A 16,660-nucleotide genomic window follows, 5' to 3' on the forward strand; every position below is an offset into this window, starting at 1 on the left:
TCGCCAGGATTCAACTATTTTTTACTATTTGTCATATTTGTTAATTCGGAAACGCTGACGTAACAATGTGATTTTCATCACGAAAAAATCCTATTGTTTTCGCAAAACCGCAGAGTTACCCAATGTTGGCATGAGTAATGAATTGATTAAGCGGGAAAATATTTCACATCATCCCATTAACCAGTCGCTTGTTCGATTTCTGAGCGCTTCTGAATTCCTGAGCTAAATTTCAATGCATGCGCCTATTCAGCGCTCAGGCAGTCGAACGTAAGGGTGTTTAAAATGAAGGTTTAACAAAAAAAGGATTCACTCTGGATGCCTTGCGAAAATGTAAACCTGACAGCACAACTGTAAACACTTCTCAGCATCTGGTTGTTAAATTCACTGCATTAATGCAATAACCCGCATCCCGCCGGGTTTCCGTTAAAGTTCCGTTTCTTCATGCCGATAACACCGATAAGAAATCATTAAAAGGGTGTTATATGTTGAACCGTATTCGCGTTGTCACCATGCTAATGATGGTGCTGGTGGTGTTCGCTCTCCTCCAACTCATCTCTGGCGGAATGTTCTTTAACTCGCTCAAACAAAATAACGATAGTTTTAAAGTTTCCAAAGAGTTACGCGTTCAGCAATCGGAACTGGCAAACACTTGGGAATTGATGCTGCAAACGCGCATTAACCTCAGTCGTTCGGCTGCCCGCATGATGATGGATGCCAGTAACGGGCAAAGCGCGGCAAAAACCGACTTGCTTAATAACGCCAAAAAATCCCTTGCCGATGCTCAGAAACATTACACCCTGTTTAAACAAATCCCTGCCATTAACCCGGAGCTCGAAGCTGTGGTTAACGGTATTGATGACGACTACCGGAACTACAACCAGGCGTTAAGCGAGCTGGTGGGCTACCTCGAAAGCGGCAATATGGACGCCTACTTTGCGCAGTCCACCCAAAGCCTGCAAAACGCGCTGGAGAAAGAATATAGCGACTATATTGCGCTAAATGACCGCATGTACGAGCAGTCTTACATTGCCAGCACTCAGGATTACAACTTCGCGAAATGGCAAATTGTTGGCCTTGCGTTAGCACTGGCAGTTGTGATTTTGCTGGTGTGGGTTGGTATGCGCCGGATTTTGCTGCAACCGCTGTCGGTGGTAATCGGTCATATCCGTGAAATTGCCAACGGCAACCTGACTGAAAATATCGTCTCAAATGGCCGCAATGAAATTAGCGAACTGACTTCCAGTGTGCGCCATATGCAGCAAGAACTGATCATAACCGTCGGCAGCGTGCGTGATGGTTCTGATGCCATCTACAGCGGTGCGACGGAAATAGCCGCCGGAAATAACGACCTCTCATCGCGTACTGAACAGCAGGCCGCCTCTCTTGAAGAAACTGCCGCCAGCATGGAACAGCTCACCGCGACCGTGAAACAGAATGCGGAAAACGCCCGTCAGGCATCTCAATTAGCATTAAGCGCCTCCGAAACCGCTCAGCGCGGCGGCAAAGTTGTGGATGGGGTAGTGAAGACCATGCACGACATTGCCGGTTCATCGAAGAAAATTGCTGATATTACCGGTGTGATTGACGGTATCGCCTTCCAGACCAACATTCTGGCGCTGAACGCCGCAGTAGAAGCAGCTCGTGCCGGTGAACAGGGGCGTGGATTCGCGGTAGTTGCCGGTGAAGTGCGCAACCTGGCACAACGCAGCGCTCAGGCGGCGAAAGAGATCAAATCACTGATTGAAGATTCAGTTTCCCGCGTGGATACCGGCTCTGTGCTGGTTGAAAGCGCCGGAGAAACCATGAGCGACATCGTGAATGCGGTGACGCGTGTCACCGACATCATGGGTGAAATTGCCTCTGCCTCTGATGAACAAAGTCGCGGTATCGAACAGGTTGCGCTGGCGGTTTCAGAAATGGACCGCGTGACTCAGCAGAACGCCTCGCTGGTGGAGGAATCAGCCTCTGCCGCCGCAGCACTTGAAGAACAAGCCAGCATGCTTAACCAGCTGGTCGCAGCCTTCCGTTTAACAACGGAACCTGCGTTGACACCTTCGGTTAGCACCACACCTTCGCCTGCGCCGACGCTCAAAACGAGTAAACCGGCCGTAAGCGGGCGCGACGATAACTGGGAAACTTTCTAAGAAACATTAATGGCCGGCAGACGTGTCGGCTGAGGGGCTGTGATGTTCAACCGTATCCGAATTTCGACCACTCTGTTGTTAATCTTGATCGTCTGCGGCGTGCTGCAGATTGGCAGTAATGGATTGTCTTTTTGGGCATTCAGGGATGATTTTCAGAATCTTAAAATGGTTGAAGTCGGAAACCAGCAACGTGACACCTTAACGCAAAGCCGTGCGGCTTTGTTGCAGGCCAGTACTGCCTTAAGCCGTGCCGGTACGCTGACAGCACTCAGTTACCCGCCGGAAGACATTAAGCGCCTGATGGCAAATGCCCGTGGCAGCCTGAAACAGGCTGACATGCTGTTTAACCAGTTTCTGGAAATCCCACCTTTAAATAAAGAAGGTGAGGATATGGTGGTGTCGACGAAGCAGAGCTACGCCGCTTATCGCGATGATTTACAGCATCAGGCGACCTGGCTTGAAAGCAACCAGCTTTCTGACTTTCTGAGTGCGCCGATTCAGAAATCACAGGATATTTTTGACGCTTACTTTAACGCCTGGCAGCAAAGCATCAATGACACCGTGGCGGCGTCGAGTGCTGACAGCAAAATGAACTACCAGATCTCGGCGATTATTTTCGCCAGCGTGACGGTGATCGCCATCCTGATGCTGGTGGGTTCAATTATCTGGTCGCGCCGTATGCTGGTGCAGCCGCTGGATATTGTGCGTAGCCACTTTGAGCACATTGCCGCAGGCGATTTAGCACGCCCGATAAGCGTGTATGGGCGTAATGAAATCTCCGAGATTTTCCGCAGCCTGAAAAACATGCAGCAAGCGCTGAAAGAGACTGTACAGCAAGTGCGCCAGGGCAGCGGGGCGATGCACACCGGGATCGCTGAAATTGCCGCAGGCAACAACGATCTCTCTTCCAGAACCGAACAACAGGCCGCATCGCTTGCGCAAACGGCTGCCAGCATGGAGCAGTTGACCGCGACGGTGGGCCAGAACGCCGATAACGCACGCCAGGCCGCACAGCTTTCCCGTACTGCGGCAGACACCGCACAACAGGGCGGTAAACAGGCCGCAAACGTTGCCCGCACGATGCACGACATTGCGGGCAGTTCGAAGAAAATTGGCGACATCACCAGCGTGATTGATGGTATCGCCTTCCAGACCAATATTCTGGCGCTTAACGCCGCCGTTGAAGCCGCCCGTGCGGGTGAACAAGGCCGTGGATTTGCTGTGGTGGCAGGCGAAGTGCGCAACCTGGCACAACGCAGCGCGCAGGCAGCAAAAGAGATCAAAGTGCTGATCGAAGAGTCGGTCGACCGTGTGCAGCAAGGCTCGCAACTGGTGGATACCGCAGCAACGACAATGGCGGAAATCGTCCGTTCGGTGACGCAAGTTAACGACATTATGGGCGAAATCGCGTCTGCATCCGACGAACAACGCCGTGGCATCGAACAGGTGGCGCAGGCGGTAAGCCAGATGGATCAGGTTACTCAACAGAATGCCGCGCTGGTCGAAGAAGCGGCAGCAGCAACCGATGCTCTGGCAAGCCAGGCCGAACACCTCAGCGGTGTGGTATCGGTGTTTAATCTGGAAACTGTCTGCAACGAAGACGTCACCAGAGATTTAGTAACCAACGGGGTGCTCGTTACCCCCTGATTGTGACTGAGAAGGCGCTATGACATCACCACTGTCCACTGGACAATCGTCATTAATGTTACAGATGACACAGCGTCTACCGCTGTCCGACACGCACTTTCGCCGGATATGCCAGTTGATTTACCAGCGTGCAGGAATCGTGCTGGCCGATCACAAGCGAGACATGGTTTACAACCGCCTGGTGCGACGTTTACGTACCCTGGGACTGGAGGATTTTGGGCACTACCTGAGCATGCTGGAGGCCAACGGCAGCAATGCCGAATGGCAGGCGTTCATTAACTCCCTGACCACCAACCTGACGGCGTTTTTTCGCGAAGGTCACCACTTTCCGATCCTCGCAGAACATGCGCGTAAACGTAGTGGGGAGTACAAAGTCTGGAGTGCGGCGGCCTCAACCGGTGAAGAGCCGTATTCCATCGCTATAACGCTCGCGGATGTGCTGGGTATGGCGCCTGGGCGCTGGAAAGTCTTCGCCAGTGATATCGACACCCAGGTGCTGGAGAAAGCCCAGAGTGCCATTTATCGCCAGGATGAACTGAAAACACTGGCTCCGCTCCAGATGCAGCGCTACTTCATGCGTGGCACCGGGCCACATGATGGGCTGGTACGGGTGCGTAGCGATCTGGCCAGCCATATGGAGTTTGCGCCAATCAATCTTTTGGACAAGCAAGCGCCAATTCCTGGACCGTTTGACGCCATTTTTTGTCGCAATGTGATGATTTATTTTGATAAAGCGACTCAGCAGCAAATTTTGCAGCGTTTTGTACCGCTGCTAAAACCGGGTGGATTGCTGTTTGCCGGGCATTCGGAAAACTTCAGTAACCTCAGCCGCGAGTTTTTACTGCGTGGGCAGACCGTGTACGGACTGAGTAAGGAAAGATCATGACAAAAATAACCGTGCTATGCGTCGATGACTCCGCCCTGATGCGCCAGATCATGACCGAAATTGTGAATAGCCACGATGACATGGAAATGGTGGCAACCGCACCCGATCCGCTGGTAGCGCGTGATTTGATTAAGAAATTCAACCCTGACGTGCTGACGCTGGATGTCGAAATGCCGCGCATGGACGGCCTGGATTTTCTCGAAAAATTAATGCGCCTGCGCCCGATGCCAGTGGTGATGGTTTCGTCGCTCACCGGGAAAGGTTCGGAAGTGACATTGCGGGCGCTGGAGTTGGGCGCGATTGATTTTGTCACCAAGCCTCAGTTAGGCATTCGTGAAGGAATGCTGGCTTACAGCGAAACTATTGCGGAGAAAGTGCGTACTGCTGCGAAGGCAAAACTGGCGGCGCGAGCACCCGTTGCAGCTCCTGCTGCGTTGAAAGCCGGGCCATTGCTCAGTTCAGAAAAATTGATAGCAATCGGTGCGTCAACCGGTGGTACCGAGGCGATTCGCCATGTGTTGCAACCGCTGCCGCTATCAAGCCCGGCGGTATTAATTACGCAGCATATGCCGCCAGGTTTTACGCGCTCGTTTGCTGACCGGCTTAACAAGTTATGCCAGATAGCGGTGAAAGAGGCCGAGGATGGCGAGCGTGTGCTACCGGGGCACGCCTACATCGCACCGGGCGATAAACATATGGAGCTTGCCCGTAGCGGGGCGAACTACCAAATCAAAATTCATGATGGCCCACCCGTGAACCGGCATCGTCCGGCCGTGGATGTGCTGTTCCATTCTGTCGCGAAATTTGCCGGGCGAAACGCCGTGGGCGTCATTTTGACGGGAATGGGGAATGACGGCGCCGCAGGGATGTTGGCAATGCATAAAGCCGGGGCATGGACTATCGCCCAAAACGAAGCAAGTTGTGTGGTGTTCGGCATGCCACGTGAGGCCATTAACAGTGGTGGCGTTAGCGAAGTGGTCGATTTAAGCGAAATCAGTCAACAAATGTTGATAAAAATTAGTGCCGGACAGGCAATACGTATTTAACAGAAGGAACCCAATTAATGGCAGATAAAGAACTCAAATTTTTGGTGGTAGATGATTTCTCTACCATGCGTCGCATTGTCCGTAACCTGCTAAAAGAGCTGGGTTTCAACAACGTCGAAGAAGCAGAAGATGGTGTCGATGCGCTCAATAAACTTAATGGTGGCGGTTTTGGTTTTGTTATCTCTGACTGGAACATGCCGAACATGGACGGTCTGGAGTTGCTGAAAACCATTCGTGGCAACGGCGCAATGTCGGCTCTGCCGGTATTGATGGTGACCGCTGAGGCGAAGAAAGAGAATATCATTGCCGCAGCACAGGCGGGGGCGAGTGGCTATGTAGTAAAACCGTTTACCGCCGCAACACTTGAAGAGAAGTTAAACAAAATCTTCGAAAAGCTCGGCATGTAAGGAGAGGCTCATGCACTCATCTACCAATCCCGCGTCAGAGTTACATTCAACCGGCGATATTATCGTTCGGATAGGCAGCCTGACCCGAATGCTGCGCGACAGCTTACGCGAGCTGGGCCTTGATCAGGCGATTGCTGAAGCGGCGGAAGCGATTCCCGATGCTCGCGACCGCCTGGACTACGTGGTGCAGATGACCGCGCAGGCCGCAGAACGCGCGCTGAACTGTGTGGAGCTGGCTCAGCCTCATCAGAACAAACTTGAATCCGACGCCAAAGCACTCAATGGCCGCTGGGATGCCTGGTTTGAAAATCCAATCGAGCTGGGTGATGCCCGTGAACTGGTTACCGATACGCGCAGCTACTTGTCTGGCGTCCCGAGTCACACCAGCTTTACCAATGCCCAGCTTCTGGAAATCATGATGGCGCAGGACTTCCAGGATTTAACCGGTCAGGTCATCAAACGCATGATGGATGTTATCCAGGAAATTGAACGCCAGTTGTTGATGGTGTTAATGGAAAACATGCCAGAACTGGATGCGCGTGCGAAACGCCCAGCCGACAGCCTGCTCAACGGCCCGCAAATGAACGCGACCGCAGCGGGTGTGGTTGCAAGCCAGGATCAGGTTGATGATTTACTGGATAGTTTAGGGTTTTAAGCCTTCGCGCAGTGCCTGATAATGGGCGCTGCGCATTGCTTAACCCACAAACAAACCCACAAATCCCCCCGTTTTCCTCCCATTAGCGTTACCCCTTTCTGACATGCTGTGCTGGTAATTGTGGCCACGAGATTGTTGCAGTGTCAGAAGAAAGCGACGACGACAAAACAGAAGCCCCCACACCTCACCGACTTGAAAAAGCACGCGAAGATGGGCAGATTCCCCGATCCCGCGAGTTGACCTCACTGCTTATGCTATTGGTAGGAATCAGCATTATCTGGATGGGCGGAGATCCGTTGGCACGACAGCTAGCGGCAATGTTGTCTACTGGTCTTCATTTTGATCACAGCATTATTAACGACCCCAATCTTATCGTTAAACAAATCAGCCAATTGATAAAACAGGCCGTTTGGGCACTGTTGCCGCTGATTTTCGGGCTGGTGATTGTGGCGATTGCCGCCCCTATGCTGTTGGGTGGCATCCTGTTCAGCGGGAAGTCGATACAGTTTAAATTCAGCAAAATGAATCCAATTTCCGGGCTCGGGCGGATGTTCTCTGCCCAGGCAGGCGCTGAACTCCTGAAAGCCTTCCTCAAAGCCATCCTGGTTGGCAGCGTAACAGCCTGGTATCTACTGCATAAATGGCCAGAGATGATGCGCCTGATGAGTGAACCGCCATTGGCCGCTTTGGGACACGCACTCAATATGGTGGCGGTGTGTGGTTTGCTGATTGTGCTGGGGCTGACACCAATGGTCGGCTTTGACGTGTTCTTCCAAATTTTCAGCAACATTAAAAAGCTACGCATGAGCCGCCAGGATATTCGCGACGAGTTCAAGCAACAAGAAGGTGACCCGCATGTTAAAGGGCGTATTCGCCAACAACAGCGCGCGGCCGCACGTCGCCGCATGATGTCAGATGTGCCGAAAGCCGACGTGATTGTGACTAACCCGACGCACTACTCGGTGGCCTTGCAATACGACGAAAACAAAATGAGTGCGCCAAAAGTGCTGGCGAAAGGGGCTGGGCTGGTTGCGTTGCGTATCCGTGAAATTGGCAATGAGCACCGTATTCCAATGCTCGAAGCCCCACCACTGGCGCGTGCGTTATACCGTCATGCTGAGATAGGGCAACAAATTCCTGGGCAGTTGTATTCCGCTGTAGCAGAAGTGTTGGCATGGGTATGGCAACTGCGGCGCTGGCGTGTCGCTGGCGGTTCAATCCCGAAAAAACCTGAAAACCTTCCAGTGCCTGAAGCGCTGGACTTTGCAAACGAGAAGGACTCCGATGGCTAATTTGCTCGCAACACTGCGTCTGCCTGCCAGTATGAAATCCGGGCAATGGCAAATTCTTGCCGGACCGATACTGATCTTGATGATCTTGTCGATGATGGTACTGCCGCTGCCGGCGTTTATACTGGATTTGCTGTTCACCTTTAACATCGCGCTGTCGATCATGGTTCTGCTGGTGGCGATGTTCACTCAGAAAACCCTGGAGTTCGCGGCTTTCCCGACCATTCTGCTGTTTACCACGTTGCTGCGTCTGGCGCTGAACGTGGCCTCGACACGTATCATTTTGATGGATGGCCATACCGGTGGTGCGGCTGCGGGTAAAGTGGTTGAAGCTTTCGGTCACTTCCTCGTTGGCGGCAACTTCGCCATCGGTATCGTGGTGTTTATCATCCTCGTTATCATCAACTTTATGGTTATTACCAAAGGTGCCGGGCGTATTGCTGAAGTTGGCGCGCGCTTTGTGCTGGACGGGATGCCGGGTAAACAGATGGCCATTGATGCCGATCTTAACGCCGGGTTGATTGGTGAAGAAGAGGCTAAAAAACGCCGTTCAGAAGTCACCCAGGAAGCTGATTTTTACGGCTCGATGGACGGTGCCAGCAAATTCGTTCGTGGTGATGCCGTCGCCGGTCTGATGATCATGGTGATTAACGTGGTGGGTGGCCTGTTGGTCGGCATGCTTCAGCACGACATGCCCTTTGGCGCAGCAGCAGAAACTTATACGCTGTTGACCATCGGTGATGGCCTGGTTGCGCAGATCCCGGCGCTGGTCATCTCGACCGCTGCGGGTGTTATCGTTACCCGTGTTGCAACCGACCAGGATGTTGGCGAGCAGATGGTCACCCAGCTGTTCAACAACCCGCGCGTTATGCTGCTGAGTGCCGGTGTTCTTGGTTTACTTGGCATGGTGCCGGGGATGCCAAACTTTGTCTTCCTGCTGTTTACGGCCGCATTACTTGGGCTGGCATGGTGGATGCGTGGCCGCCAGATGGAGCAGCCCGCAGCCCCATCAGCCCCGGTCAAACCCCAGGAAAACCCGCAGGCGGTTGAGGCCACCTGGAATGATGTGCAACTGGAAGATTCGCTGGGAATGGAAGTAGGTTACCGCCTGATTCCGATGGTGGATTTCCAGCAAGACGGCGAGCTGTTAGGGCGAATCCGCAGTATCCGTAAGAAATTCGCGCAGGATATGGGATTCCTACCGCCGGTAGTCCATATTCGCGACAACATGGACTTGCCGCCGGCACGTTATCGTATCCTGATGAAGGGCGTCGAGATTGGCAGTGGCGATGCGTATCCTGGGCGCTGGCTTGCTATTAACCCTGGGACTGCGGCAGGTACCTTGCCAGGCGAAGCGACAATTGACCCAGCGTTTGGCCTTGCCGCCACCTGGATTGAAAGCGCACTTAAAGAGCAGGCGCAAATTCAGGGCTTTACCGTGGTCGAAGCCAGTACCGTGGTCGCCACACATCTCAACCATCTTATTGGGCAGTTTGCGCCAGAACTGTTTGGCCGCCAGGAAGCACAACAATTACTCGACCGTGTAACCCAGGAGATGCCGAAACTCACGGAGGACCTGGTGCCGGGTGTGGTGACGTTAACCACACTGCATAAAGTTCTGCAAAACCTGCTGGCTGAGAAAGTGCCGATTCGTGATATGCGCACGATTCTTGAAACTTTGGCAGAACATGCACCGATACAAAATGACCCGCATGAATTAACGGCGGTGGTGCGTGTGGCGTTGGGAAGGGCTATTACTCAACAGTGGTTCCCGGGCAACGGTGAGGTGCAGGTTATTGGCCTGGATGCGGCGCTGGAACGCTTACTTCTACAGGCATTGCAGGGCGGAGGTGGGCTGGAACCGGGGCTAGCAGACCGTTTACTGGAGCAAGCTCAGGAAGCGCTCAAACGCCAGGAAATGCTCGGTGCACCGCCAGTGTTGTTGGTTAACCATGCGCTGCGACCATTACTGGCGCGTTTCTTACGCCGCAGCCTGCCGCAACTAATGGTGCTTTCTAGCCTTGAGCTTTCTGAAAACCGTAATATCCGTATGACTGCGACCATCGGAGCGAAATAATGAGCCGCCTGTTATTGCTGATCCTTTTTCCTTTAATGACCCATGCGGCAGGTGAGGGAGCATGGCAGGCTAGTGGCGTGGGTGCCACGCTCAGCCACCGGGGCATTTCAGCATCATCCCGTGCTCTGGCACCTTCGCAACCCGTGAGTGGGGTAATGACTATGGTCGCCTGGCGTTATGAGCTGATTGGTCCAACCCCAGCCGGACTTAACGTAAGATTATGTTCGCTAACGCGCTGTGTTGAGATAGAAGGGCAGAGCGGTACGACGCGTGAATTGACCAATGTGGCGGCAAATGAGCCACTGCGTTTTGTCTGGGAAGTTCCCGGCGGCGGCGCTCTTTTCCCCACCTTAAAAGTGCGTACTAATCAGGTTATTGTTAATTATCGTTAGTCCTCAAAGCCGCATTCACGATGCGGCTTTTTCTCGTCTACCTCTCATTTTTAGTCTGCACTTTTGATAAAAACAAACCCCTGTTTTATAAATCGGTGATACGAGTGCTGAGACACTTTGTATTTTTGCCACCATTCATCAAACGATGGCAAAAATGGAAAGGTTTCAATTGCCCCGTCCTTCTACCTTAGCAAGGTAAGGTTCTCGCAAGCCCGACAAGTACCGGGACGTGCAATCTCCATAAAAAAATTAACGGGGTTTGACGGCAATGAAAACACGCAAAATTGGATTGGCAAATTATCTTGCCTACGGCTCCGGGGATTTTCTCGGTGCCGGGACGACGGCTCTGACCGCCGCCTGGTTGCTCTACTTTTATACGACCTTCTGTGGCCTCTCACCGATTGAAGCGACGTTTATCTTTGCGATGGCCAGGGTGCTGGATGCCGTTGTCAGTCCGCTGATGGGCTTCCTGACGGATAACTTCGGTTCGACATGGCTTGGTAAGCGTTTTGGTCGCCGTAAGTTTTTTATATTGCTCGGTATCCCATTAGTCTTCAGCTACAGCTTTATGTGGGTAGGGGAGATGAGTTACTGGTATTACCTGGTAACCTATCTTATTTTTGACGTGGTCTACACCATGATTCTGGTGCCGTATGAAACACTGGTCCCGGAAATGACCGATGACTTCAAACAGAAAACCAAATTCTCCGGCGCGCGTATTTCCATGGCGCAACTTTCCGCAATTCTTGCTGCATTCCTGCCGGGTATTTTGTTAAACCACTTCGGTAAAGACAACGCAATTTCCTTCTTCTATTCAAGCCTGGTATTCGCCACCATCTGCGCCATCGTGCTGACATTTGTCTGGTTCTTCACCTGGGAACGCCCTCGTTCAGACTGGACAGAAGCCGCACTGCGAGCAGAAGAAGAGAAGAAAACACTGACATTTGCCCAAAGCATGAAGCGCCTGAATGTCGAGTTGACCTCCACTTTGCGTGTTAAGATCTTCCGCCAACACTTGGGCATGTATCTGGGCGGTTATATCGCGCAGGACGTGTTCAACGCCGTGTTTACCTATTATGTGGTATTCGTGCTGATGCAAAGCGCAAGCATGGCTTCCAGCTTGCTCGGCACTATGGCGATTCTGCAATTTATCGCGGTTATCGGCATGATTCCACTGTGTATCAAATATGGCCCGGCTCCGTCCTACCGTATGGTTGTGGTGATCTTTGGCCTGAGTTCTATCTCTTATGCGTTGTTGTATTACGCGGGATTAAGCGATGTCTTCTCACTGCTGATGTTGGTTTCTGCTATCGCTGGCTTGGGCCGTGGCGGCATCAACTATGTGCCGTGGAATACCTACACCTATATTGCTGATGTTGATGAAGTGATTACCGGTCAGCGTCGTGAAGGGATCTTTGCCGGGATCATGACTCTGACGCGTAAAGCATCTCAGGCAGGGGCTGTGATGCTGGTGGGTATCGTGATGCAGCTTTCTGGTTTTGTTTCCGGGCAAACCACACAGCCACCTGCGGTTAGCCACACTATTCTGATGATTTTAAGCTTCGGTACAGTTGCGGTACTGGCGTGCGGTTTCTTAGTTTCTCTGCGCTTTAAACTCAATTTACAAACTCACAGCGTATTACGTGAAGAGACGGCGAAGATGCGTGTTGCGGGCCGTCCGGTTCCGGAAGCAACCACACCACAAGCTCGCGCCACAGTCGAAATGCTGGCTGGTATGCCTTACGACACGCTTTGGGGCAACAACAATATTGGTTATCTCAACCGTAATAAACCTGCGGCTCCATCATTGAAAGAGGCTGCCGCAATGCGTTCGAATACATCATCACAGAGGTTAAGTTAATGATTATTTATCCCGTCAAACACAGCGCTTTACTGTGCCAGCCGGAGCATTTTATTGCCCGGGATGAGCTGAAAACCCTGATCCACAAGGTGACGGATAATCTGATTAATATTAAGGATGAAACGGGCCAATTCTTGCTGCGACTGGATGACGGAAGAGTCATTGATACCAAAGGTTGGGCTGGTTGGGAGTGGACGCATGGCGTCGGTTTGTACGGCATGTATCAATATTATCGCCAGACCGGTGATAAGAAGATGTGCGAAATTATTGATAGCTGGTTTGCCGACCGTTTCGCAGAAGGCGCGACCACCAAAAACGTCAATACCATGGCACCGTTCCTGACGCTGGCTTACCGCTACGAAGAGACGCGAGATCCATCTTACTTACCCTGGCTTGAAAGCTGGGCTGAGTGGGCAATGTATGAAATGCCACGTACCGAACATGGTGGCATGCAGCACATTACGCTTGCGGAAGAGAACCATCAGCAGATGTGGGACGACACGCTGATGATGACCGTATTACCGTTGGCAAAAATTGGCAAATTGCTAAATCGCCCGGAATATGTGGAAGAAGCGACCTACCAGTTCTTACTGCATGTACAGAACCTGATGGACCGGGAAACCGGGCTGTGGTTCCACGGCTGGAACTATGAAGGCAACCATAACTTTGCGCAGGCACGTTGGGCGCGTGGTAACAGTTGGTTGACGATAGTTATTCCAGACTTCCTTGAGCTGGTGGATTTACCTGAGAACAACGCGGTGCGTCGCTATCTGGTACAAGTACTGGAAAATCAAGTTGCCGCGTTGGCAAAATGCCAGGACGACAGTGGTTTATGGCACACGCTGCTCGACGATCCGCACTCTTACCTGGAAGCATCCGCGACAGCCGGTTTTGCCTACGGCATTCTGAAAGGTATTCGTAAGCGCTATATCGGCAAAGAGTATGCAGAAGTAGCGGAAAAGGCGATGAAAGGTATCGTCAAAAATATCTCGGCAGAAGGGGAGTTGTTGCAGGTTTCGTTTGGTACCGGAATGGGCAGCAATCTGGATTTTTATCGCCAAATCCCTCTCACCTCAATGCCGTACGGACAGGCGATGGCGATACTTTGTCTGGGCGAGTATCTGCGAATTTATTTGTAAGCACTCACAACAGGCCTGGGGAACCGGGCCTGCAAATTACTACTAAATCAAACCTACGGGCAAACCCCATAAAGTTCCTCCAATTTAATAATAAATAAATGGCGTAATGTGTGACGCAATTCATTATGCTGCCGCTGTCGATAAGCCCTTCACTGGTTTTTACCCTCCTTAACGATTATGCGAATGGCGAAGCGGAGCTTCTCTTTCGACCCCTCTTTTCTTGTTGATCCCTACTCTGGATTAATAAACAAACGATGACCGGCGTTCTCCGTTTCGTGCCGTCATCAGGATAATTTGATGTCTATTTCCCCGTTAGCCCGGGTTGCCAGTAATAGTATTGTGGAACCGGGTGTGGTGCTTGGTGCGCATGTAAGTATTGGCCCGTTTTGTGTTATTTCCGCAGGTGTAGTGATAGGCGAAGGAACTGTTGTTGGCGCTTACTCGGTGATTAATGGCCTGACAACAATCGGCTGTAATAATACTTTCGGCGAGTTTTCATCCATAGGTGATGCGAATCAGGATCTTAAATATGCCGGTGAACCCACGACGGTCGTTATTGGTGACCGGAATCAGATTGGCAAAAATGCCACTATTCATCGTGGAACGGTTCAGGGGCTTAGCACCACTATCATCGGTAATGACAATCGCTTTTTGAGTTGTGTCCATGTTGGTCATGATTGTGTGGTCGGTAATGGCACATTGATAGGTGATAACAGTGGGCTTGCCGGGCACGTTGAGCTAGATGATGATGCGCAGATAGGTTTTATGTGTGCTATCCATCAATTTTGCATATTGGCGAGTGGGGTTAAGATCCTCGACCAATCAGCAGTGGTTCAGGATGTGCCGCCGTTTGTGACGGCGGGTGGTAACCGCGCTGTGCCGCTGGGTATCAACGCAAGTTCGAAAGCGTTTCAGGCGTTAGAGCTAGAACAGCAGGATTTGATTCATACATTGTATGAGCGGTTTTACAACCAGGCGCTGGCGATAGAAGAAGTGAAGAGGTCTTTGAAAATACTGGAAAGTGATTTCCCGGTGATTGGCCTTTATGATCGGTTTTTTGCGCGGTCGGCGCGGGGAATTGTTCGCTAATGTGATTTGAAAAAGCCCGTCGCATCAGGCGACGAGCTTTTTGCTATTACATACGTTCTACGGTTTCGATACCCAAGGTATCCAGACCCAGCTTCAGCGTTTTCGCGGTTAACAGAGCCAGTTTCAGGCGGCTGTTACGCGCTTCTTCGGAGTCAGCAGCCAGAATCGGGCAATGCTCGTAGAAGCCAGAGAACAGGCCTGCCACGTCATATAAGTAAGTACACATCACGTGCGGTGTACCATCACGCGCAACCACATTCAGCGTTTCTTCAAATTGCAGCAGGCGTGCAGCCAACTGTGCTTCGCGATCTTCACGAATCACTACTGGCGCTTTGAGCAGTTCAGCTTCATCAATCTCAGCTTTGCGGAACACAGACAGCACGCGAGTGTATGCATATTGCATATACGGTGCAGTGTTGCCCTCGAAGGCCAACATGTTGTCCCAGTCAAAGATGTAATCGGTGGTGCGGCTTTTCGACAGGTCTGCGTATTTCACTGCGCCAATACCGACGGATTTCGCTAACGCTTCCAGTTCATCCGCAGGCATGTTCGGGTTTTTCTCTGCCACCAGATTACGCGCACGTTCCATGGCTTCGTCGAGCAGATCGGTCAGTTTTACCGTGCCGCCAGAACGGGTTTTGAACGGCTTGCCGTCTTTGCCCAGCATCATGCCGAACATCTGGTGCTCCAGGGTGACAGATTCTGGAACGTAACCGGCTTTACGCACGATGGTCCATGCTTGCATCAGGTGTTGATGCTGGCGGGAGTCGATAAAGTAAAGCACGCGGTCTGCATGCAGGGTTTCATAGCGATATTTCGCACAAGCAATATCGGTGGTGGTGTAGAGATAGCCGCCATCTTTTTTCTGGATGATAACGCCCATTGGGTCGCCGTCTTTGTTCTTGAACTCATCCAGGTAGACTACGGTTGCGCCTTCGCTCTCGACCGCAAGACCTTTCGCCTTGAGATCTGCCACGATGCCCGGCAGCATTGGGTTATAAAGACTTTCACCCATTACGTCGTCACGGGTCAGCGTCACGTTAAGGCGATCGTAGGTTTGCTGGTTCTGCGTCATGGTGATATCGACCAACTTACGCCACATTTCACGGCAGTATTCGTCGCCGCCTTGCAGTTTTACGACGTATGCGCGAGCACGTTCCGCAAATTCTGCGTCTTCATCGTAGTGTTTCTTGGCTGCGCGATAGAACTCTTCCAGGTCGGCCAGCGCCATTTCACCCGCGTTTTCTTGTTGCTGCTTTTCAAGATACGCGATCAGCATCCCGAACTGTGTGCCCCAGTCACCCACGTGGTTGGCACGGATAACTTTATGGCCAAGGAATTCCAGCGTACGCACCGCAGCATCACCAATGATAGTGGAGCGGATATGGCCGACGTGCATCTCTTTCGCCACGTTTGGTGCGGAATAATCGACCACGATGGTTTGTGGTGCAACGGTATTCACGCCTACACGGTCAGAAGCAACAGCTTCATCGACATTTTTTGCCAGGAATGCTGGGTCGAGGAAAATGTTGATAAAGCCTGGGCCGGCGATTTCAACTTTGCTGGCAATTCCGGTCAAATCCAGATTGGCAATCACCAACTCTGCGACTTGTCGTGGTGGCTTGCCCAGTGATTTTGCAACTGACATCACGCCATTGGCCTGATAGTCGCCGAACTGAACTTTTGCTGATTGACGAACCTGCGGTTCGCAATCCGCAGGTGCACCTGCGGCAATCAGTGCCTGACTGACTTTATCTGAGAGAAGAGCCTGAATATTCACCGGGATACCTTACTTTTTGCTAAGGGCTGCCGTGACTTTTACAGCAGCCGTATCATTGGGGATAAAATTAGGGCGTAAGTATAACTGTATTTACCCCCCTTAGTCAGCAAAAGCCTTGCCCGGTGCGCCCTGGACTAATATCAACGGTATAGTGAATAACCATTCAGAAATATAGCCTCGTTTCGGGTGTTGGTGATATCTGCCTAAATTGGTAGATTAGCCCGCATTCGTGACTTGAGAGGATAGGG

13 protein-coding genes are annotated in these 16,660 nt (G+C 51.8%); 12 read left to right on the forward strand and 1 reads right to left on the reverse strand.

The features are described from left to right. Positions 1–482 precede the first annotated feature (482 nt). From tar to lpxA, 12 genes are all read left to right on the forward strand, one after another. Positions 483–2,144: a methyl-accepting chemotaxis protein II gene (gene tar, locus EDF88_RS20060; RefSeq protein ID WP_134186762.1), complete on the forward strand. Its 1,662-nt coding sequence runs from the start codon at positions 483–485 to the stop codon at positions 2,142–2,144. Positions 2,145–2,186: 42 nt separating this feature from the next. Continuing rightward, complete coding sequence (locus tag EDF88_RS20065; protein WP_134186764.1) at positions 2,187–3,791, forward strand: methyl-accepting chemotaxis protein; 1,605 nt, start codon at positions 2,187–2,189, stop codon at positions 3,789–3,791. A gap of 19 nt (positions 3,792–3,810) precedes the next feature. Next, the gene (cheR, locus tag EDF88_RS20070; protein ID WP_134186766.1) at positions 3,811–4,677 is read left to right on the forward strand and encodes a protein-glutamate O-methyltransferase CheR; all 867 of its coding nucleotides are present in this window, start codon (positions 3,811–3,813) and stop codon (positions 4,675–4,677) included. Then, on the forward strand, positions 4,674–5,723 hold the full coding sequence (locus EDF88_RS20075) for a chemotaxis response regulator protein-glutamate methylesterase (RefSeq protein ID WP_134186768.1): 1,050 nt from the start codon (positions 4,674–4,676) through the stop codon (positions 5,721–5,723). Before cheR ends, EDF88_RS20075 begins: the two co-directional genes overlap by 4 nt. Positions 5,724–5,740: 17 nt before the next feature. Continuing rightward, the gene (gene cheY, locus EDF88_RS20080; protein ID WP_034455094.1) at positions 5,741–6,130 is read left to right on the forward strand and encodes a chemotaxis response regulator CheY; all 390 of its coding nucleotides are present in this window, start codon (positions 5,741–5,743) and stop codon (positions 6,128–6,130) included. 10 nt (positions 6,131–6,140) lie between these two features. Continuing rightward, positions 6,141–6,785 carry a protein phosphatase CheZ gene (cheZ, locus tag EDF88_RS20085; RefSeq protein WP_034455095.1) on the forward strand — a complete coding sequence of 215 codons (645 nt, stop codon included), beginning with the start codon at positions 6,141–6,143 and terminating at the stop codon, positions 6,783–6,785. A 140-nt stretch (positions 6,786–6,925) separates the two neighbouring features. Further along, positions 6,926–8,077 (forward strand): flagellar biosynthesis protein FlhB, encoded by a 1,152-nt coding sequence (gene flhB, locus EDF88_RS20090; protein WP_134186770.1) that lies wholly within the window; start codon positions 6,926–6,928, stop codon positions 8,075–8,077. After that, the gene (gene flhA / locus EDF88_RS20095) at positions 8,070–10,151 is read left to right on the forward strand and encodes a flagellar biosynthesis protein FlhA (protein WP_134186772.1); all 2,082 of its coding nucleotides are present in this window, start codon (positions 8,070–8,072) and stop codon (positions 10,149–10,151) included. Before flhB ends, flhA begins: the two co-directional genes overlap by 8 nt. Further along, positions 10,151–10,543 (forward strand): flagellar protein FlhE, encoded by a 393-nt coding sequence (locus EDF88_RS20100; protein WP_064511965.1) that lies wholly within the window; start codon positions 10,151–10,153, stop codon positions 10,541–10,543. The genes flhA and EDF88_RS20100 overlap by 1 nt, the downstream gene beginning before the upstream one ends. Before the next feature lie 268 nt (positions 10,544–10,811). Next, the gene (locus EDF88_RS20105; RefSeq protein WP_064511964.1) at positions 10,812–12,404 is read left to right on the forward strand and encodes an MFS transporter; all 1,593 of its coding nucleotides are present in this window, start codon (positions 10,812–10,814) and stop codon (positions 12,402–12,404) included. Further along, a complete protein-coding gene (locus EDF88_RS20110; protein WP_134186774.1) occupies positions 12,404–13,543 on the forward strand; it encodes a glycoside hydrolase family 105 protein in 1,140 nt (379 codons plus the stop codon). Before EDF88_RS20105 ends, EDF88_RS20110 begins: the two co-directional genes overlap by 1 nt. A 297-nt stretch (positions 13,544–13,840) precedes the next feature. Further along, positions 13,841–14,632, forward strand: coding sequence for an acyl-ACP--UDP-N-acetylglucosamine O-acyltransferase (lpxA, locus tag EDF88_RS20115; RefSeq protein WP_064511962.1), 792 nt, complete (start codon positions 13,841–13,843; stop codon positions 14,630–14,632). Between the two features lie 46 nt (positions 14,633–14,678). On the opposite strand, the gene argS is transcribed toward lpxA, so the two are convergent. Further along, complete coding sequence (argS, locus tag EDF88_RS20120; protein ID WP_064511961.1) at positions 14,679–16,412, reverse strand: arginine--tRNA ligase; 1,734 nt, start codon at positions 16,410–16,412, stop codon at positions 14,679–14,681. Positions 16,413–16,660 lie beyond the last annotated feature (248 nt).

This window comes from Buttiauxella sp. BIGb0552, from assembly GCF_004366275.1.
In the GTDB taxonomy this organism is placed as follows: Bacteria; Pseudomonadota; Gammaproteobacteria; order Enterobacterales; family Enterobacteriaceae; genus Buttiauxella; species Buttiauxella gaviniae.